This is a genomic window from Streptomyces sp. NBC_00829 (assembly GCF_045161795.1).
Classification (GTDB): Bacteria; Actinomycetota; Actinomycetes; order Streptomycetales; family Streptomycetaceae; genus Streptomyces.
Map to the genome: position 1 here is coordinate 2,248,668 of NZ_CP108867.1, position 19,296 is coordinate 2,267,963.

A 19,296-nucleotide genomic window follows, 5' to 3' on the forward strand; every position below is an offset into this window, starting at 1 on the left:
ATGAGCCAGGCGGCGCAGAACTTGAACTGGTTGATCACCAACTTTGTGGACAACACCCCTGGGGTGTCCCACACGGTCGTGGTCTCCGCCGACGGTCTTCTGCTGGCAATGTCCGAAGGATTCCCCCGCGACCGCGCCGACCAACTGGCGGCGGTGGCGTCCGGGCTGACCTCGCTGACCGCGGGCGCCTCCCGGATCTTCGAAGGCGGTCCGGTCAGCCAGACCGTCGTCGAGATGGAGCGCGGTTTCCTCTTCCTCATGTCCGTATCCGACGGGTCCTCGCTGGCCGTGCTCGCACACCCCGAGTGCGATATCGGCCTCGTCGGCTACGAGATGGCTCTCCTGGTGGACCGTGCGGGCAGTGTCCTCACTCCGGACCTGCGCGCGGAACTCCAGGGAAGCCTGCTGCATTGAATCACCCACCCCACGTGGGTGATTCGGTCCCACGCCACCGCACCGAGACCGTCAGGCCGCCCACAGGCCCCCCACCGGCTCCAATCAGACGGCACGCAGACCACTTGCTGTCACGCCCGGAGGATTCATGACCCCGCCACCCGCCTCTCACGATCCGTACGGCGCCTCAGTCGACGCGTCGTACGGAGAGGGCGACCAGCCGCTGGTCCGTCCGTACGCCATGACCGGTGGACGGACCCGGCCGCGCTACCAGCTAGCGATAGAGGCGCTGGTCAGCACCACGGCCGACCCGGCGCTGCTTGCCGGGCTGCTCCCCGAGCATCAGCGGATCTGCCACCTGTGCCGTGAGGTCAAGTCGGTGGCCGAGGTGTCCGCGCTGCTGTCGATGCCACTCGGGGTTGCCCGGATCCTCGTGGCCGACCTGGCGGAGGCGGGCATGGTGGCGATCCATCAGCCGGGCAACGGAGAGGCCGGCGGCACGCCGGATGTGACACTGCTCGAAAGGGTGCTCAGTGGACTTCGCAAGCTCTAGCGGCGGTGCAGCCCGCTCAACCACCAGCGCGAAGATCGTGGTGGCGGGCGGCTTCGGCGTGGGCAAGACCACGTTCGTCGGCGCCGTCTCGGAGATCAACCCGCTGCGTACCGAAGCCGTGATGACCAGCGCGTCCGCGGGCATCGACGACCTGACCCACACCGGGGACAAGACCACCACCACGGTGGCCATGGACTTCGGCCGTATCACCCTGGACCAGGACCTGATCCTGTACCTCTTCGGTACACCGGGCCAGGACCGCTTCTGGTTCATGTGGGACGACCTCGTCCGCGGCGCCATCGGCGCCGTCGTCCTGGTCGACACACGCCGCCTCGCGGACTGCTTCCCCGCGGTCGACTACTTCGAGAACAGCGGTCTGCCGTTCGTCATCGCCCTCAACGGCTTCGACGGACACCAGCCGTACAACCCCGAAGAGGTACGGGAAGCGCTGCAGATCGGCCCGGACGCTCCGATCATCACGACCGACGCCCGCCACCGCGCGGACGCGAAGAGCGCGCTGATCACACTGGTCGAGCACGCCCTTATGGCACGGCTGAAGTAGATAGATCAAGTAGACGCCGACATACGGCAGTTGTCGTAGTTATGCGTGGGCGGACTGTGTCCTTTGACACGGTCCGCCCCCGTGTTCATAACGTTTCGACAGAGAATTAGTGTGCCTCGGACACCCGGTGCATCCGCGCAGTACCACTGCGCTGACATTAGCCCCGCCATTTGACGGGGCTCGTTCTTTATGCCCGTTTTATCTGAGGCCTGCACCACTCGGAATGGCTGATTCCAACTGTTTGGAAGGGGGCCGCTCGACATGCTGGAATTCGACGAACTCCCGAGTAGTAGAGCTCTGAACGAATCACGGCACAGCGTAGGTGCCGACGCCGAGAGGTTGTTGGTCGAGTGAGGCGAAGCATGACGAGCTCCGCAGAGCAGCAGGCCCGGGGCAACTTCACCCCGCCGCCGCGCACAGCGGCGTCGCCTGCGAATGCGCCCGGTCCGTCCCCGGCCACCGGAAGCACCAGCCGGATGTCCCCGCGCAACTGGCGGGTGCCCACCCGTCTGAACGCGATCCTGCTCATACCCGTGCTCGTCGGTCTGGTCATGGGCGGCTTCCAGGTGAAGTCCTCCATCGACACCTGGAACGAGGCGCAGGACGCAGAGAAGACGGCACTGATCGTCCGCGCCGCCTCGGAGTACGGCCAGGCACTGCTCAACGAGCGCGACCTCACCGCGGCGACGCTGCTCGCCGCCACGACCGAGGCGGACCGTGAGAGCCCGGTCGTCACGAAGGCCTACGCCACCACGGACGACGCGAAGAAGAAGTTCGATCTGGCCGTCCAGGACCTGCCCCGGAAGCAGGGTCTGGAGCGCCGTCTGAGCCTCTTCCGCTCCGAGGAGCCCACCCTCACCCAGCTCCGCAAGATCGCCTACACCAAGGCCGTCGAATCCCAGGACAACGGCGCGGTCGGCACCGAAGAGGGCTACGTCAAGGTCCAGCACTCGCTGATGGAGTTCTCCAACGAGCTCGGCCTCGGCACCGGCAACATCACCAGCTACGGCCGTACCGTCTACGCGATCCAGCTGGCCAAGGCCGCTTCCTCGCTCCAGCGCTCGATCGGCATTCACCTGCTGGTCCGCCCGAGCGAGAACCCGGCGATCCTCGCCAAGCAGACGGTCGCGTTCAACTCGTACAACTACCTCGAGCAGATCGCGATCGGCGAATACGTCTCCGGCGGCACGCAGGCCGACACGGAGAAACTCAAGCAGATCATGGCGGCCAAGGCGGCCGAGGGCGAGAAGCGGCTGAAGGCCGCGAACCTCAATCCGCCGCGGAGCAAGGACGGCTCGGTCCTCACGGGAATGGCCGGCAAGATCGGCCAGGGTCTGCCCCCCAAGGAGCTCAAGAAGATCGACGTCACGCCCCAGACCTGGATGGGCGCGGCCACCGCCAAGTTCGACGGCTACACCGAGATCGAGAACGACCTCGTCGACAAGGCCGTGACCGAGGCCGTCCAGATCTCCGACGACGCCAAGGCCGACGCCATCACCAACGGCGCCATCGTCGTCATCGCCCTGCTCACCGCCTACATCCTGGCCAGCCTCATGGCCCGACAGATGAGCCGTTCGATGCGCCAGCTGCGCACCGCCGCCTTCGGTATCGCCGAGCAGCGGCTGCCGATGCTGGTCGACCAGCTCTCGCGCACCGAGCCGGGCCGCGTCGACACCCGGGTCCAGCCGATCCCGATCGACAGCCGGGACGAGATCGGTGAAGTCGCCCGGGCCTTCGACCAGGTCCACCGCGAGGCCGTCCGGCTCGCCGCCGAACAGGCCATGCTCCGTGGCAACGTCAACGCGATCTTCACCAACCTGTCGCGCCGCAACCAGTCGCTGATCGAGGGCCAGCTGACCCTGATCACCGATCTGGAGAACAACGAGGCCGACCCGGACCAGCTGGAGAACCTCTTCAAGCTGGACCACCTGGCGACCCGTATGCGCCGCAACGGCGAGAACCTCCTGGTCCTCGCCGGCGAGGAGCCGGGCCGCCGCTGGAACCAGCCGGTGCCCCTGGTCGACGTACTGCGCGCCGCCTCCTCCGAGGTGGAGTCGTACGAGCGCATCGAGCTGACGGGCGTCCCGGAGACGGACATCCACGGCCAGGCCGTGACCGACCTCGTCCATCTGCTGGCCGAGCTCCTGGAGAACGCCACCACGTTCTCCTCGCCGCAGACGAAGGTCCGGGTGACGGCCACCCGTCTCCCCGACGGCCGGGTCATGATCGAGATCCACGACAAGGGCATCGGCCTGACGGCCGAGGACTTCGCCGACATCAACCACAAGCTGGCCAACCCGCCGACGGTGGACGCCGCCGTCTCGCAGCGCATGGGCCTGTTCGTGGTCGGCCGCCTCGCCGACCGGCACGGGGTCCGGGTCCAGCTGCGCCCCTCGGGCGAGCAGGCCGGCACCACCTCGCTGGTCATGCTGCCCGACGCGATCACGCACGGCGGTGGCGGCGAGGTGCTCCCCCAGGACGACTTCACGGTCTCGCAGATCATTCCCGAGCAGGAGGAGCAGGGGTACGAGCCCCCGCAGCTGCAGAGCCCTGCGATGCGTACGGCCGCGGAGCTCGGCTTCGACGACTCGCGCTACGAGGAGAGCGACGGGTCCACGGAGCTCGACCCCGTGGGCCGCTCGCTGATACGCGACGAGCGCCGTGCGGCGCTGGAGGCGCAGACTCAGGACGGAGAGCGTCCGCTCTACCGCGACGAGACGGAGTACCAGCAGGAGCAGCAGGAGCAGTACTCCGCCGAGTACGGCCAGGAGTACCAGGAGCAGGCGTACGCCCAGGACCAGCAGGCGTACGACGGCTTCCAGGGCCCCGACGGCTACCCGGAGCACCAGGAGTACCAGGAGCCCCAGGAAGACCGCTCCAGCGCTTATGCGGAAGCCGCCTACCAAGCTCCGCAGACCGTCGAGCCGCAGTACGACGGACCGTTTGACACCCAGTCCCACCAGGCAGAGTGGCAGGACCAAGGCGCGTACCAGAGTGCGTACGAGCCGGAGTACGGAGCGGAAGCGGAATCCGACCCCGGTGCTCCCACGAACGCCCCCGAGCGCGTAGGCTTCGAGCGTCCGGGACCTTCTCCGAGCAGCAGCCACGCGCTGACCAACGCCGGTCTGCCGCGGCGCGGCAGCAACCAGCAGCCGCAGCAGGAGGCGCAGCAGCAGTGGCAGCAGCCCGCAGAGCAGGCCACCCCGGCCACCCCGCAGGCTCCGCAGAGCAGCCAGCCCGAGGCCGCCGGCAACAGCGGCACCAACGGCAGCAGCAACGGCTCCGGCTCCGAGGACTGGCGCTCGACCAACGACCAGCGCTGGCAGCGGGCCGAGAAGCTCCGTGAGCCGAAGGCGGGCGGAGTCACCTCCTCCGGTCTTCCTCGGCGGGTGCCCAAGGCCAACCTGATCGAGGGCACGGCGGAGCAGACGCCACAGGGCGGCCCCCAGGTCTCCCGCGCCCCTGAGGACGTCCGTGGCAGGTTGAGCAACCTGCGGCGCGGTGTCCAGCAGGGACGCAACGCGGGAACGGACACGAACGGACTGGGCTTCGGCCCGGGCAGTACCTACAACCAGGAGCGTTAGTGTGAGCCCGATGAGCCAGGCGGCGCAGAATCTGAACTGGTTGATCACCAACTTCGTGGACAACACCCCTGGGGTGTCCCACACCGTGGTGGTCTCCGCCGACGGACTCCTGCTGGCGATGTCCGAGGGTTTCCCGAGGGACCGAGCCGATCAGCTGGCGGCAGTTGCCTCCGGTCTGACCTCACTGACCGCGGGAGCGTCAAGGATCTTCGAAGGCGGCGCGGTCTACCAGACCGTGGTGGAGATGGAGCGGGGCTTCCTCTTCATCATGTCCGTGTCCGACGGATCCTCGCTGGCCGTACTCGCGCACCCGGAGGCCGACATCGGTCTCGTGGGGTACGAGATGGCCCTGCTGGTGGACCGTGCGGGCAGCGTATTGACTCCGGATCTCCGTGCGGAGCTCCAGGGAAGTCTTCTCAACTGACAGGCAGACAGTGCGTTTCACGCCACTGCACCATAGGGTGCGGTGGCGCGGCTCCACAGGGACATGGACCGGCGACCGGCAGTCGGAGGAGGAAACGTGGCAACACCACCGGGCGGACGCCCGTACGACGGTGCTCACCAATCGCCGGGTGATCGCTCTCAGAACCGTTTCAACTTTCCCTCCTCGCCGAGCAGACACGGCAACCAGCCCAACAAGCCGTACCAGCAGCCGCAGTCGCCGTACGACCCCTCGTACGGACAGCCGCGGCAGCCGCGCATCCAGCCCGTGCAGCCTCGGCGGGCGCCGGAGCCCGCACCTGCGTCGGGCACGCACAACCCGCTGGTGCGTCCGTATGCCATGACCGGCGGCCGTACCCGGCCGCGCTACCAGCTCGCCATCGAGGCACTGGTCAGCACCACGGCCGATCCGTCCAGGCTGCAAGGGCAGTTGCCCGAGCACCAGCGGATCTGCCGGCTGTGCTTCGAGATCAAGTCGGTCGCCGAGATCTCGGCACTACTCACCATCCCCCTCGGCGTTGCCCGGATCCTCGTGGCCGACCTGGCCGAGGCCGGACTTGTCGCCATTCACCAGCCCGGCGGCGACGAGTCCGCCGGCGGCCAGCCAGCCGTGACACTGCTCGAAAGGGTGCTCAGTGGACTTCGCAAGCTCTAGCGGCGGTGCAGCCCGCTCAACCACCAGCGCGAAGATCGTGGTGGCGGGCGGCTTCGGCGTGGGCAAGACCACGTTCGTCGGCGCCGTCTCGGAGATCAACCCGCTGCGTACCGAAGCCGTGATGACCAGCGCGTCCGCGGGCATCGACGACCTGACCCACACCGGGGACAAGACCACCACCACGGTGGCCATGGACTTCGGCCGTATCACCCTGGACCAGGACCTGATCCTGTACCTCTTCGGTACACCGGGCCAGGACCGCTTCTGGTTCATGTGGGACGACCTCGTCCGCGGCGCCATCGGCGCCGTCGTCCTGGTCGACACACGCCGCCTCGCGGACTGCTTCCCCGCGGTCGACTACTTCGAGAACAGCGGTCTGCCATTCGTCATCGCCCTCAACGGCTTCGACGGACACCAGCCGTACAACCCCGAAGAGGTACGGGAAGCGCTGCAGATCGGCCCCGACACCCCGATCATCACGACCGACGCCCGCCACCGCGCGGACGCGAAGAGCGCGCTGATCACACTGGTCGAGCACGCCCTTATGGCGCGCCTGCGGTAGCCGGTACCGCGGGCCGTGTCCCTGGCCCTGTCGCGAGAACGCCCTCGCGCTCCTGTACGGAGCGCGAGGGCGTTCTGCTGTGGTGCCGGGCGTGACGCCTGCACGCCCATACGGGCGGGGGCGGAACCCCGGTCGGTGGGTCGCCCCCACCTCGGTCCCTCGGCCCCTCGGGCCACCGGGCCACCGGGCCACCGGGCCACCGGGCCACCGGGCCACCGGGCCACCGGGCCACCGGGCACAGCGAAGGGCCCCAGCACCCCTCTACGGAGCGCTGGGGCCCTTCGGACCGCTTGGGAGTCAGCCCTGCCAGCTGTGCGACGGCTGGAAGCCACGCTGGCGCTCCAGACGGCGCCAGCCGGCCGTGGTGCGGCCACGGTGGGCAGGTGCCTCGGGCTGAGAGGCCGCGCGGGCGAGCAGAACCGCGGTGATCGCGGCCAGTTCCTCGGGGTCGGCGTGACCCTTCTCGACGCGCAGCAGGGAGGAGGACTCGGAAGGAGTGCTCATGGCTGATCGGGCTCCAGTCTTCGCAGGATTACTGCGGGGGGTTGCCGTGCTTGCGGGAGGGCAGGTCGGCGTGCTTCGTGCGGAGCATGGCGAGGGAGCGGATGAGCACCTCACGCGTCTCGGACGGGTCGATGACGTCGTCGACCAGACCGCGCTCCGCGGCGTAGTACGGGTGCATCAGCTCGGCCTTGTACTCCTTGACCATGCGCACCCGCATCGCCTCGGGGTCCTCGGCCTCCGCGATCTGCCTGCGGAAGATGACATTGGCGGCACCCTCGGCGCCCATCACCGCAATCTCGTTGGTCGGCCACGCGTACGTCAGGTCCGCACCGATGGACTGCGAGTCCATGACGATGTAGGCACCGCCGTACGCCTTGCGCAGGATCAGCGAGATCCTGGGCACGGTCGCGTTGCAGTACGCGTAGAGCAGCTTCGCTCCGTGCCGGATGATTCCACCGTGCTCCTGGTCGACACCCGGCAGGAAACCGGGGACGTCCAAAAGAGTGATGATCGGGATGTTGAAGGCGTCGCACATCTGCACGAAGCGCGCGGCCTTCTCGGAGGCTTCGATGTCCAGGACACCCGCCAGGGACTGCGGCTGGTTGGCGACGATGCCGACCACCTGACCGTCGAGCCGGGCCAGGGCACAGATGATGTTGCGGGCCCACCGCTCGTGGATCTCGAGGTAGTCGCCGTCATCGACGAGCTCCTCGATCACCTTGTGCATGTCGTACGGACGGTTGCCGTCCGCCGGCACCAGATCCAGGAGCACGTCGGAACGGCGGTCCGCCGGGTCCTCGGCCTGGACGGTCGGGGGGTTCTCACGGTTGTTGGACGGCAGCATCGCCAGCAGGTAACGCACCTCGGCGATGCAGGTCTCCTCGTCGTCGTACGCGAAGTGCGCCACACCACTGGTCTCGGCGTGCACATCCGCACCGCCGAGACCGTTCTGCGTGATCTCCTCACCGGTGACCGCCTTCACGACGTCCGGACCGGTGATGAACATCTGCGAGGTCTCACGGACCATGAACACGAAGTCCGTCAGCGCCGGACTGTAGGCCGCACCACCCGCACACGGACCCAGCATCACACTGATCTGCGGAATCACACCCGACGCCCGCGTGTTCCGCTGGAAGATCCCGCCGTACCCCGCAAGGGCCGAGACACCCTCCTGGATCCGCGCACCCGCACCATCGTTCAACGACACCAGCGGCGCACCCGCCGAAATCGCCATGTCCATGATCTTATGGATCTTCGTCGCATGGGCCTCACCCAGCGCACCACCGAAGATCCGGAAATCATGCGCGTACACAAAGACCGTACGGCCCTCCACCGTGCCCCAGCCGGTGATCACACCATCCGTGTACGGCTTCTTCGCCTCCAGACCGAACCCGGAAGCCCGGTGCCGCCGCAACTGCTCGACCTCCCGGAACGAACCCGCATCCAGCAGCAGCCCGATCCGCTCCCGAGCAGTCAGCTTGCCCTTCGCATGCTGCGCCTGCGTCGCCCGCTCACTGGGGCCGCGATGGGCTTCCTCGCGCAGGGCGTGCAGCTCGGCCACGCGTCCGCGTGCGTCACTCGGCTCGCTGGTGGTCTCGTCCAAAACGGTCATGCATCGACCCTACGGATCCGAACAAGAAAACCGTCCCGTCGACTCCGTACAGTCTCCGGCCCTTTCTGCTGTCGTCACTCAACAGAACCATTGCGCACTGCAGCCCAAGTACCAGCCCAGGGCACCTAAGCTTTGTTGAGTTTCAACAAGCCCTTCAGCTGAGAGTCACCTCACAGTGCAGGGTCGCCCCGGCCATGCCGCCGTTGACGCGGAGCCGCAGCGCGTGCCCCGTGGACAGCACCTCGACGGAGGAGTCCTTGCTGTTGACCTTGCACACAGGACGGTGCCAGACGATTTCCACGGGCGACCCCGTGCGTGACGGTTCACTGATCTGGACGGTCGCTGTGCGTCGATTGCTCCGAATGAGGACACTCGCGGGCGCGGACACGGTGAGCGGGCCCACCCTACCGGGCTGCCAGAAGTTCGCCGCCGTGAGTCCCAGCGAGCGGATGGCGACTGCCTGACAGGACGCGGTGTTGGCGATGATCTCCAGCCATTTCCGGTCCCGCGCACGGGCGGCGACCGCGCGGCGGCTCGCACCGGGCATCAGCAGATAGACGTACGAGGCGTCCACGGGATCGATGCCGTGATCGAGCCAGAGCGTCTGGTACCGGCGGGTAGCCCGCTCCGTGGTGCTGGTGGTGTTGATGTCGCCCCACGCCCCGGTCCGGTCCTCGCGCAGGGCGCGCAGCCTCTCCGTGCCGTCGGGGCTCCGGGTGCCGCGGGGAAAGACCCAGCCGCCGTGGCCTTCGAGGTGCGCCCAGCCCTGCCCGGTCGTGAAAGCATTCGTGCCTCCGGCGCCGAGACAGCGGTTGTCGACAACCGTCTCGACGGGCACGCCGTCGGTGCTGGTGATGCCCGCGCCGAGGCAGACCACTGCGTCCGCGACGCAGAACCACGACTTCCGGGCCCGCAGGGTCGAGCCCAGGCCGAGCAGATGCTGGCCGACGGCCGCGAACTCGCCGTCGCTCACTCCGCCGACCCAGGTGGCCGCGGGCTTGGGCGCGCCCCACTCACCGCCTTCCCGGTCGGCAAGTCGTTTGGTCGACACGGTGGTTCCCGGCAGCCGGTAGAAGTCGACGGTGGGCCAGAACCAGTCGGTGTACTGGCCGCCGTTCGAGGGGGTCCACCAGGAGAGCATTCCGGCGCCGGTGTGCCAGCCGCGCGGGTTCTCGCCGTTTCCGCACTCGTAGTACGCGATCCGCTCCGAGGCCATGGCGAGGTTGGCGGCCCAGCCGGGCCGGCGGTGGACGGCCCGGTCCATGGAGGCGAAGAGCCGGTGGCCGATCGGCTCGGGCGCACCCGTCACCGGTCCCGCGGCCACCGCGTGCAGCCGGGCGAGGTCGGCCACCTGGAACTGTCCGCCCGTGAGGATGGGGGTGGTGGTGTCCCGTTCGATCCAGCCCTTGATCCGGGCGTGCCAGCGCTCCCGCTCGGCGTCCGAGGCCCCGTCGGCGAGCAGCGCGATCGCCGCGATCACTGCCTGTCCGTGGTAGTGGTCGCTGCGCATGATCCTGCGCTCGTCGGCCTTGAGGTAACCCCGGCTGATGGCGCGGCCGTTGACGCTGTCCATCATCAGGCCGTCGTAGATCAGGGGCGCGTACGCGTGCTCGACGCTGTCGAGGACGATCTGCCGGTTCGGGTCGGTGACGGCCCAGCTGGAATCCGCGAGCAGGGCGAAGAGGCGGCCGAGGCCGTCGAGCATGACCTGTCCGTACGTCCCGGAGTAGGCGACCCAGGTGTGCTGGACGAACGACCCGTCGGCGTAGAGGCCGTCGCCCTTGGTGACGTACGGGAAGACGGGCGAGAGGGCGTCCCGGGCGAGTGCGATCTTGGCGGGGGCTCCGCCCAGGATGCCGCGCAGGGTGACGGAGCGACAGAGGTCGACGCGGTTGGCACCGGTGGAGGTGCCGCTGTAGTCGCCGAGCAGGGTGTCCGGTACGAAGTGGTCGACGGCGGCGAAGGCCGCGTCCCGTTGTGCCCGGGTGAGCCTGCCGTCCAGGACGGCGACGATGTCCATCAGGAGGCGGGGGCTGCCGATCTGCCACTCCCACCAGTTGCCGTAGCGAGTGGTGGAGGGGTTGTAGACCGTCGCGGCCAGGTGGTCGAGGCCGCGCAGGACATCGGCGAGCAGCGCGGGGTCGCCGGTGACGCCGGTGCCCTGCTGTGCGTACGCCTGGGTCATGGTCCACAGCCGGGCGTAGCTCTGGGTGATGCCCGCGGGCGGGTCGAAGGGGTGGCCGGGCCACAGGCTGGTGGCGGTCGGTGCCATCGAGGCACGGAAGGCGGCGGCGAGCCGTCCGGTCTCGGCGAGACGGGAGGCGTAGGGCTCGACGGCCGGGTCGTAGCCGGTGCCGAGGGTGATCTCCAGCCAGCGCAGTCGCAGGCTCTCGAACTCGTCCTCGGCCGCGCTATCGGCCGATACGGCGGCACGCGCCGGGGAGGCGAGAGGCAGCGCGAGAGCGCTTGCTCCGGCAGTGGCAAGAAACGAACGGCGGGACCAGGCGGACGAGGGTGCCACAGGAGCCTCCGGTACGGAAGGGCGGAAGGGGTGTGGACCGGCTGCCCGTTGGTCTAGCACGTCTCTCTCGGTGCCTTCAATGGGCATGACACAGGGAGAGGAAAGCGCTTGCCCCCCGGTTCCGTCTTCCACACGAGGGGCAAGCGCAGCTCATCGACCGCCGCAGTGGAAGCGGGCACTCCCCCAGTCGGCGTGATCGTTGCCGTTCCCGTCGCCGCCGTCACCGACGACCAGGTCGACGTATGCCGCTCCGGAGACATCGGCCGTCAGCGACCATGCGGCGTCGGTCGCCCTCAGCACCGGGGACGCCGCCTTCTCCCCGCCGTCGGCCAGCACGCTGAACCGCACACTGCCGCGCGAGGTCTGGACATCGTCCACGCCCACCTCGGCCGTGAACGAGGTGCACCTCCCGCCCAGGTGGTAGCGGACCTTGGCGGGCGCGTGGGTGCCGAGACCCTTGGTGTACACCACTCCCCCGATCTTCAGCGGGCTCCCGTCGCCCGAGCCCGTCTCGCCGTTGGAGCCGTCGCGCTCCACCGGCCCCCAGCCGTTCTCGGCCGAGGTCCAGTCGACGTCACTGGCCCAGGTGTCCGCGGTGGGCGGCGGCGGGAGGGTGCGTACGGAGATGGCGGCCGTCAGCGTCCGCGCGGAACCCCCCACGGTGTACGCGGCCGTCGAACTCAGCGTGTACGTCCGGTACGGGGCGTCCGCCGGCGGAGTCACCTGCCAGGTCCCGGTCGCCTTCGCACCGGGTGCTACCGCGTCGAAGGCGACCGGTCCGACGGGCTCGGCGCTCCAGCCCTCGGGCAGACCCAGCCCGAGCGTGACCCCGCGGGCCGCGCTCACCTCGTCATGGGTGAAGGTGACCGTGACCTCGTTCTTCTTGCCGGGCTCCAGGGTCTCGCCCGCCGTGACGCCCAGCGTCCCGCAGGCCGTCTGCTCGGCGGCCGGACCCAGATCCGTGACGGTGAATCCGTCGAGGACGAAGTCCGCGCCGTCCGGGGCGTCGCCCCGCTTGCGCAGCCCGGTCCATGTGTCGCCGCAGCCCGCGGTGACCGCCTGACTGAAGTGGCCCGTGGTGCGCTGCTGTCCGAGGGGCGTGCGGCGGGTCTCCACGGAGCCGCCGACGAACCGGTCGTAGCCGGTCACCCACTCATAGGCGCCCGCGTGGCTGGACTGGTAGTCGTACTCCACCCGGTAGCTGCGGCCGTTCACCATGGGGACGGTCCAGGGAGCCGTCCGGTAGACGAGACCGGTGTTCTCCTCGTGGGACTTGAGGGACTCCCCGCCGCCCAGCACGTCGTCGATCAGCTTCCCGTTCCAGCCGGCCTGGGTGTACGGGGCGTGCCGCCGGCTGATGTGCGTCCGGGGGTCCGTGACACCGCCCGCGTCGCCCTTCAAGAAGGGCCCCCACCCCTGGTCGACGGCTTCGAAGTCGTCATACACGAGCGCACCCGGGCGGGTCGCGGGCGCGTTGGCGACGATGCGTACGTCATCGACGCGCACCCGCGCCGCGCTGCCCCTCGCCGCCTCGATCCTGAGGGTCGTGGGCCCGTACGGGGCGGTGAAGGTGACCTTGGCGCGCTGGAAGAAGGTGCCGTGCCGGTCGGACGCGGCGAGCATGTCCTTGGCCGTGGAGCGTTCGACGGCGACCGACTTCCCGGCGATGGAGAGGGTGGTACGGCGGGTGGCACCGGGCTCGACCTCGATCCAGGCGGACGCGGTGTAGCGGGCACCGGGCCTGAGGCCGACCGGCCGCTGGGAGAGCGACGCGGCGGCCCTTCCGGTGAGCGCGGCGCTGTTGCGGCCGTGGTCGTCGGTGTCCCGGGCGACCGAGCCGCGCGTGGACCAGCCGTCCAGGCCCGTGTCGTTGAAACCGGGGTCGGCGACCGGGCCGCCCTCGCCCCACCGCGGGTCCCTGGGCATGGGGGCGCGGTCCGGGTAGAGGACGTACGGCTGTCCGGCGTCGGCCCTCAGCTCGATCCGTCCGGCGACCGGGCGGACGGTCCCCGTCTTCACCCGCCCGTTGTCGGTGAGCTTGTAGACGGTGTACGAGGACGCCCCGGCTACGGCCCAACTGCTCGTCCCGCCGGTCTTGTTGTAGTGGTACAGCTTCGCGCCGCCGTCCCAGGGGAGCAGATAGCGGTCACCGTCAAGGACCTTGCGGCCGTGCTTGTAGAAGGTGCGGCGGCCCTCCTCGACCGTGCCGCGCACTCCGCCGGTGAACGTCAGGTCGTTGCCCGTCCAGCGGGTGATCTTCTCCTGCTGGAGGTACTTGGCGGGCAGGTCACGCTGCCAGACGTTGGCGTAGAAGGCGTTCCAGTCGCTCTCGCCGGTCCAGCCCTCGAAGTCCTCCAGAGCGGTCTGGCCGAGGACGGGGTGGTTGTTCCAGACGTCCTTCTCGCCGTTGCGGATGAAGCGGATGATCTGGGAGTTGAGGCCCTTGTTGGTGGCCCCGCCGTAATCCAGGTCGTTGGCCCAGTGGGACCAGAGCGAGGCGTGCTCGAACTTGTCCGCCCACTCGGTGCCGACGTTCCAGCCCTGCGCCTGCACGGCCTGCATCGTCCTGTCCGCGATCCAGCCGTGCGTGTAATACACGTCGATGTAGAGGAACGAGAGATTGCGGTCGGTCTCGTTCCTGAGCTGCTGGAATCTGCGGGCCAGATTTCCGCTGTTGATATCGCGCCGCTGGTCGATGTAGTAGCTCTGGTTCAGCCAGTTCCAGCCGGGCCTGGACTTGTCGACGAGCTTCTCGTCGAAGTGGTTCGCCTCGGGGTACGACTCGGTGGCGTTCACATGCACGCCGAAGGTCGCGCCCCACTTCCTGCCGTGCTTCAGCAGGGTGTTGAGGTCTCCCAGGCCACCGGCCCGCTTGTTGTAGTTGCCGCCGTAGTCGGGGTGGGCCGAGTCGTGGCCCTCGGACCCGTACCCCTTGAGCAGCGCCAGCTGGCCGAGCCCGTCCGTGGCGAGCGAGATCCGTTTGACGTCGTCCAGGGTACGCAGGAAGGGGTGGGTGGCCTGGCTGGCGAAGTTGAACGGGATATGGGTGATCACCCGGCCGGGCGTCTGCTCGCTGCCCGGCGCCTTGATACCGATCGAGCGGAAAGCGACCGCGCCGTCCTGCCAGTCGACCTTCTTGTCGCCGTTGGCGTCGGGGGTGACGACGACCTTCGCCCAGGGGAGGTTCCTTCCCCTCTCGGGCCGGGCTGCCCCGTCGCCCCGGTAGGTCCACTGTCCCGACCAGACGCCCACGCGGGTGCTGCCGTCCGCCGCCTTGCGCGCCTGGTGCCAGAAGCGGGCGTCGTCGCCACCGGTCGCGCCGCTCGGCCTGTCGTAGCTGGAGTTGGACTCGACGGCCGCGGCGAGGGCTCCGGTGTTGACCAGGGCGTAGGAGGCGCCGACGGGTGCCTTGTCGGCGGCGGTCCCGTCGGTCACCTTTCCGAAGACGTCGGCCGTCCGCGTCGAGTCGGGGTCGATCCGGGTGAAGGCCGTCTCCGCGCCCGGTTCCGTGCTGCCGACCGAGACGAGGTCATGGCCGGGAATGTCGATCGTGGAGACACGGAAGGTCTCGTTGTCGCGGACCGCGGTGACCTTGAAGAGGGTGGTACGGGCCGAGACGGCGATCGTCGCCTCGATCTCGACTCCGGGCAGTTGGGGGAAGGTCAGGGTGTACGTGGCACTCGACGCGGTGACGACGGGCGCGGCCTTCAACCGCACGGCACGGGGCATGCCGTTGAGGGTGACGCCGGTGACCGGAGCCGTACTGCCGAGCAGCACGCTGCCGCTCGCCCGGTCGGTGTACGAGACCACCCTCGGGAAGTCCTGGGCGACGGCGACGGCGAGCCGGGAGGAGCCGATGACGACGGGGGCCGCGCCGTCGCCGTCATCGGGGACGGTGGATGCGGTGGAGACGCCGGAAGCGGTGGATGCGGTGGAGACGCGGGAGGCGGTGGATGCGGCCGGGGCGGCGGGAACGGCGGACGCGGTGTCCGGCAACACCGCCCCGGTCAGGGCGAACACGGCGGATGAGGTGGCGGCCAGCGCATACGCCGCGCGGATTCTTCGTGGCATGGGGACTGAGTAGTCCCCGCCTTCGTGACCGTCAACGAACTCGGGCGCCGGGGCGAGCAGCAGTCCAACAACCGCCGCGCGTTAGTCCAAGTCGCCTTCTCCGGCACCGGCTTATGAAGTGACAGAGCTTCCGAGAGCACTCTCAGTCACATCCATTTGAGGACCGTGCAGTGCGGTGAGGACGTGCGGCGCGGGGGGACGGCCGTGCGGCTGGAGCAGGAGATGGCGCCCGAGTTCTCAGCGCGTGCGCCAGCGCCGCGGCGCCCTCCGGGTGAACCTCTCGCGAAGATGTTGAACTTTGAACGGAATGCATCTACAGTCAATGTCGTTGAAGCTTAAACAACACGCCACCACGTCCCCCAAGGAGTGCGCCATGGGTCTCTTCAACCGCAAGTCCGACACCACCGCCACCGCCACCGCCACCGCGGTCGCCGAGGTGGACCCGGCGCTGGCCGCCCTGACCGGCGACTACAGCATCGACCCCGCTCACAGCAGCATCGGCTTCACCGTCCGTCACGCCATGGTGACCAATGTCCGCGGCTCGTTCGGCGAGTTCTCGGGAAGCCTGCGCCTCAATGGCACGGACCCCCAGCGCTCCACCGCCGAGATCGACGTCAAGATCGCCAGCATCGACACCGGGATCGCCGACCGCGACGCTCACCTGCGCAGCGGCGACTTCTTCGAGGCCGAGCAGTTCCCGCTGATGACGTTCCGCTCGACGGGTGCCGAGCAGCTCGGCGGCGACGCGTACCGCATCAGCGGCGACCTGACGATCAAGGACGTCACGCGCCCGCTCTCCATCGGCCTGGAGTTCAACGGCTCCGCCACCGACGTCTACGGCAACGAGCGCGTCGGCTTCGAGGGCAGCGCCGAGATCCTGCGCTCCGACTGGGGCCTCACCTGGAACGCCGCGCTGGAGACAGGCGGCGTCATGGTCAGCGACAAGGTCAGGCTGACCTTCGACATCTCCGCGATCAAGGCCGCCGCCTGACAGCGAGCGACCTGCGGGCCCCCCTGAGCGCGCCCGCCCTGCCGTCCCCGCGGCCGGGGCGGGCGCTCGGTCGTGCGTGGGACGGTTCAGAGACCGTCGGAGAAGAGAAGCTTGTTGGGCGAGCCGACGCTGATGTTGGACAGAACGTCCTTGGTGGACTCGCTGTCGATCCAGCCGGCGACCTCTTCCGGAAGTGCCGTCGGATGCGCCGCCTTGTAGAGGGCCGCGACACCGGCGACATGGGGAGAGGCCATGGACGTGCCGTTCAGCGAGACGCTTCCGCCGCCGAGCTTCGCGGAGAGGATGTCGGCGCCCGGGGCGTAGAGCGAGACGCACTCGCCGAAGTTCGAGAAGTCGGTCTCCTCGTCGAAGCGGTTGGACGCGGCGACCGTCACCACGCGGCTCGCCGATGCGGGCGAGACGTTGCAGGCGTCCGAGGACTCATTGCCCGCGGCGACGACCGGCAGGACGCCGCTGTCCGAGAGGGCGGTGGCGGCGTTGTTCAGGGCGTTGGACCTGCCTCCACCCAGGGATGCGTTGAGGACGGCGGGCTGCACGGCGTTCTCGGCCACCCAGTCCAGTCCGGCGATCACACCGGACAGGGTGCCCGAGCCCTGACAGTTGAGCACCCGGACGCTGACCAGGGAGACCTTGCGCGCCACGCCGTAGGTCTTCCCGCCGACCGTGCCCGCGACATGCGTGCCGTGGCCCGCGCAGTCCTTCCCGGCCTGCCCGTCCCCGATGGCGTCGAATCCGAACGTGGCCCGTCCGTCGAACTCGGCGTGGACGTAGTCGATGCCGGTGTCGAGGATGTACGCGGTCGCGCCCTGGCCGCTGCCGGTGGCGGTGAAATTCCCGTCGAGCGGCAGATTGCGCTGATCGATCCGGTCCAGGCCCCAGGAGGCGGCCGGGCCCCTGGGGTCGGCAGCCGGGGATCCCGTCGCCTTGACCGTGGCGTCCTGCTCGACGGCCTCGACGCCGGGGGTCGCCCGGACCGACTTCAGCTGGGCCGGGGTGAGCATGGCGGCGAAGCCGCGCATCGCGGACTTGTAGGTGAAGAGCGGCTTCACCCCCATCTGGCCGGCCAAGTCCGTGTTCATGTTCTTGCTGAGGGTCACGATGTAGCGGCCCGGCACGGCGTTCGACACGCGGTACAGCGGGGCGAGGGACGCACGGCCGCCGTCCGCCGGGCCGGCGGGGGTGGGCTGCGCGGAGGCGGACAACGGCCCGGCCGTCACCAGGGCGACGGTAAGGGCGGCGGCCGCGAAGGCTCTGAGCCTCGTTCTGGTTTGCATGGGCAGGAGCAAACACAGAAAGACGATCATGTGCAATTACCGGGCGTATTGATTCGCTACTTTAGGTCACAAATTCGACCGTGCGCCCGCTGTGGCACCCGTACGCCAGCCCGTAACAGCGTCGCCGAGCGCCTACGGGCGGGACGGACCGACCGGCTAGAGCGGGACGGACCGACCGGCTAGAAGCCGCCGCCTCCGTCAAAACCGCCACCACCGCCGTCGAATCCTCCGCCTCCGCCCCAGTCGCCCCCTCCGTAGTCGGAGGAGTTGAAGTCGGCCCCGGAGTAGTCGCCGCCGCTGAAGTCTCCACCGCCGTAGTCGGCCGCGTACGCGGGGCTGGCGAGCATGCTGCCGAGCACCGTGCCCACGAGCAGGCCGGGCAGCAGGCCGCCGCCGAAGTAGCCGCCCGCCCAGGGGCCGTACGCCGGTCCCGCCTCCCAGTACGGGCGGCGGCCGCTCTCCGTCTCGACCGTGCGGGCCATCGGGTCCTGGCCGGCCTCCAGCCGGACCGCGTCCGCCGCGCAGACGGGGACCTCACGGGCGCTGCCGCCGGCCGGGGACCAGGTCATGTCGGCCGTGGACGGACCGTGGCGCGGGTCGAAGAAGCAGGGAGCCCGGCGCTCGGGGACCGGCTTGCCCGTACGCCGTGCGTCCAGGACCGCCAGTGAGAACCGGCCTTCCTCCAGGGCCTCGGTGACCCCGCGCACGTCGCCGGGACGCTGCGCGGCTCCCATCTCCGACTTGGCCTTGTCGTACGAGTCGAGCGCGCGCTCGTAGTCGGCGCGCATCGCGTCGTCCGCGCCCTTCTCCGAGGGGTGGAAGTCCAGCCGGTCGAGCTCCTCACCGAACGCGGTGATGTCCTCGTCGACGACCACGCCGAGCTTGTCGAGTGCGGCCCGCTCCTCCTCTTCCTTCTTGATGCGCTTGCGGCGGACGAGGGTGTACGCGCCCGCGCCGCCCGCGACCACGACCGCGCCGAGCACGATCAGGGAGCCGGTGTTCACGCCCTCGTCGGAGCCCACGCCCCAGGACGCGGGGGCACTGCCGCGCACCTGGGGCAGGGCCTGGTCGACGAAGTTGTTCAATTCGGTCGCCGCGTCGGCGCCGGGGGGCGTCTTGACCGCCGTGACCAGGTTCTGGACCGCCTGCGGGCTCATGACGCTGCGGTCCGCGCCCGCGTTGAAGCCGTCTGAGAGGCGGATGGCGTACAGACCGGTAATACCGGTCTCGGTACGGAGATTGCGTAGCACCGATTCGGGCGGGAACTCCTTGCCCGCCGGCAGGACGGCCACGAAGACCGGCTTGTCCGCATCCTTGATCTTCTTCGTGAGGGCGTTCGCTTCGGCGGCGGAGAGCTGACCGGAAGCACGCGGGTCCACATAGACCGGGCTCTTCTTGAGGGCCTCGGCCGCGACCTCGGGGCCGGTGGCGGCCTGCGCGCCCGGCGCCGCCACGAGGGCGGTCGCCGAGAACGCGAGCAGCAGACCGGACAGTGCGGTGAACAGCCTGGTCTTCATATCTTCGACGCTACCCGAATACGGGCGAATCCGGA

The 19,296-nt window shown here is 69.1% G+C and carries 14 protein-coding genes; 8 read left to right on the forward strand and 6 right to left on the reverse strand.

Features of this window, described 5'->3' with window-relative positions:
- The 7 genes from OG293_RS09220 to OG293_RS09250 all read left to right on the forward strand — a co-directional run bounded on the left by OG293_RS09220 (position 1) and on the right by OG293_RS09250 (position 6,750).
- Positions 1-414, forward strand: a complete 414-nt coding sequence (locus tag OG293_RS09220; protein ID WP_142214992.1) for a roadblock/LC7 domain-containing protein — start codon at positions 1-3, stop codon at positions 412-414.
- A 127-nt stretch (positions 415-541) separates the two neighbouring features.
- A complete protein-coding gene (locus OG293_RS09225; RefSeq protein WP_405998279.1) occupies positions 542-946 on the forward strand; it encodes a DUF742 domain-containing protein in 405 nt (134 codons plus the stop codon).
- Positions 927-1,508 carry an ATP/GTP-binding protein gene (locus OG293_RS09230; protein ID WP_137993156.1) on the forward strand — a complete coding sequence of 194 codons (582 nt, stop codon included), beginning with the start codon at positions 927-929 and terminating at the stop codon, positions 1,506-1,508. Before OG293_RS09225 ends, OG293_RS09230 begins: the two co-directional genes overlap by 20 nt.
- Positions 1,509-1,858: 350 nt before the next feature.
- A complete protein-coding gene (locus OG293_RS09235; RefSeq protein WP_405998280.1) occupies positions 1,859-5,092 on the forward strand; it encodes a nitrate- and nitrite sensing domain-containing protein in 3,234 nt (1,077 codons plus the stop codon).
- Between the two features lie 10 nt (positions 5,093-5,102).
- Positions 5,103-5,516, forward strand: coding sequence for a roadblock/LC7 domain-containing protein (locus OG293_RS09240; RefSeq protein WP_406003546.1), 414 nt, complete (start codon positions 5,103-5,105; stop codon positions 5,514-5,516).
- Between the two features lie 96 nt (positions 5,517-5,612).
- Positions 5,613-6,188 carry a DUF742 domain-containing protein gene (locus OG293_RS09245; RefSeq protein WP_405998281.1) on the forward strand — a complete coding sequence of 192 codons (576 nt, stop codon included), beginning with the start codon at positions 5,613-5,615 and terminating at the stop codon, positions 6,186-6,188.
- Positions 6,169-6,750, forward strand: coding sequence for an ATP/GTP-binding protein (locus tag OG293_RS09250; RefSeq protein ID WP_050791473.1), 582 nt, complete (start codon positions 6,169-6,171; stop codon positions 6,748-6,750). Before OG293_RS09245 ends, OG293_RS09250 begins: the two co-directional genes overlap by 20 nt.
- 297 nt (positions 6,751-7,047) lie before the next feature.
- On the opposite strand, the gene OG293_RS09255 is transcribed toward OG293_RS09250, so the two are convergent.
- The 4 genes from OG293_RS09255 to OG293_RS09270 form a co-directional block, all read right to left on the reverse strand.
- Positions 7,048-7,254: an acyl-CoA carboxylase subunit epsilon gene (locus tag OG293_RS09255; RefSeq protein WP_405998282.1), complete on the reverse strand. Its 207-nt coding sequence runs from the start codon at positions 7,252-7,254 to the stop codon at positions 7,048-7,050.
- A gap of 28 nt (positions 7,255-7,282) precedes the next feature.
- Positions 7,283-8,866, reverse strand: a complete 1,584-nt coding sequence (locus OG293_RS09260) for an acyl-CoA carboxylase subunit beta (protein ID WP_405998283.1) — start codon at positions 8,864-8,866, stop codon at positions 7,283-7,285.
- Between the two features lie 154 nt (positions 8,867-9,020).
- Positions 9,021-11,387 (reverse strand): polysaccharide lyase 8 family protein, encoded by a 2,367-nt coding sequence (locus tag OG293_RS09265; protein ID WP_405998284.1) that lies wholly within the window; start codon positions 11,385-11,387, stop codon positions 9,021-9,023.
- A gap of 150 nt (positions 11,388-11,537) precedes the next feature.
- Positions 11,538-15,458 (reverse strand): endo-alpha-N-acetylgalactosaminidase family protein, encoded by a 3,921-nt coding sequence (locus OG293_RS09270; RefSeq protein WP_405998285.1) that lies wholly within the window; start codon positions 15,456-15,458, stop codon positions 11,538-11,540.
- A gap of 373 nt (positions 15,459-15,831) precedes the next feature.
- Between OG293_RS09270 and OG293_RS09275 the strand changes: the two genes are divergently transcribed.
- Positions 15,832-16,449, forward strand: coding sequence for a YceI family protein (locus tag OG293_RS09275; RefSeq protein ID WP_405998286.1), 618 nt, complete (start codon positions 15,832-15,834; stop codon positions 16,447-16,449).
- A gap of 86 nt (positions 16,450-16,535) precedes the next feature.
- On the opposite strand, the gene OG293_RS09280 is transcribed toward OG293_RS09275, so the two are convergent.
- On the reverse strand, positions 16,536-17,744 hold the full coding sequence (locus tag OG293_RS09280; RefSeq protein WP_405998287.1) for a S8 family peptidase: 1,209 nt from the start codon (positions 17,742-17,744) through the stop codon (positions 16,536-16,538).
- 179 nt (positions 17,745-17,923) lie between these two features.
- Complete coding sequence (locus OG293_RS09285) at positions 17,924-19,261, reverse strand: hypothetical protein (protein WP_405998288.1); 1,338 nt, start codon at positions 19,259-19,261, stop codon at positions 17,924-17,926.
- Positions 19,262-19,296: the final 35 nt, after the last annotated feature.

What these genes read in the sequence shown, in the direction of transcription:
- OG293_RS09220 (WP_142214992.1), top strand. Translation starts at nt 1, where the DNA reads ATGAGCCAGGCGGCGCAGAACTTGAACTGGTTGATCACCAACTTTGTG.
- OG293_RS09225 (WP_405998279.1), top strand. Translation starts at nt 542, where the DNA reads ATGACCCCGCCACCCGCCTCTCACGATCCGTACGGCGCCTCAGTCGAC.
- OG293_RS09240 (WP_406003546.1), top strand. Translation starts at nt 5,103, where the DNA reads ATGAGCCAGGCGGCGCAGAATCTGAACTGGTTGATCACCAACTTCGTG.
- OG293_RS09255 (WP_405998282.1), bottom strand. Translation starts at nt 7,254, where the DNA reads ATGAGCACTCCTTCCGAGTCCTCCTCCCTGCTGCGCGTCGAGAAGGGT.
- OG293_RS09260 (WP_405998283.1), bottom strand. Translation starts at nt 8,866, where the DNA reads ATGACCGTTTTGGACGAGACCACCAGCGAGCCGAGTGACGCACGCGGA.
- OG293_RS09270 (WP_405998285.1), bottom strand. Translation starts at nt 15,458, where the DNA reads ATGCCACGAAGAATCCGCGCGGCGTATGCGCTGGCCGCCACCTCATCC.
- OG293_RS09275 (WP_405998286.1), top strand. Translation starts at nt 15,832, where the DNA reads ATGGGTCTCTTCAACCGCAAGTCCGACACCACCGCCACCGCCACCGCC.
- OG293_RS09280 (WP_405998287.1), bottom strand. Translation starts at nt 17,744, where the DNA reads ATGCAAACCAGAACGAGGCTCAGAGCCTTCGCGGCCGCCGCCCTTACC.
- OG293_RS09285 (WP_405998288.1), bottom strand. Translation starts at nt 19,261, where the DNA reads ATGAAGACCAGGCTGTTCACCGCACTGTCCGGTCTGCTGCTCGCGTTC.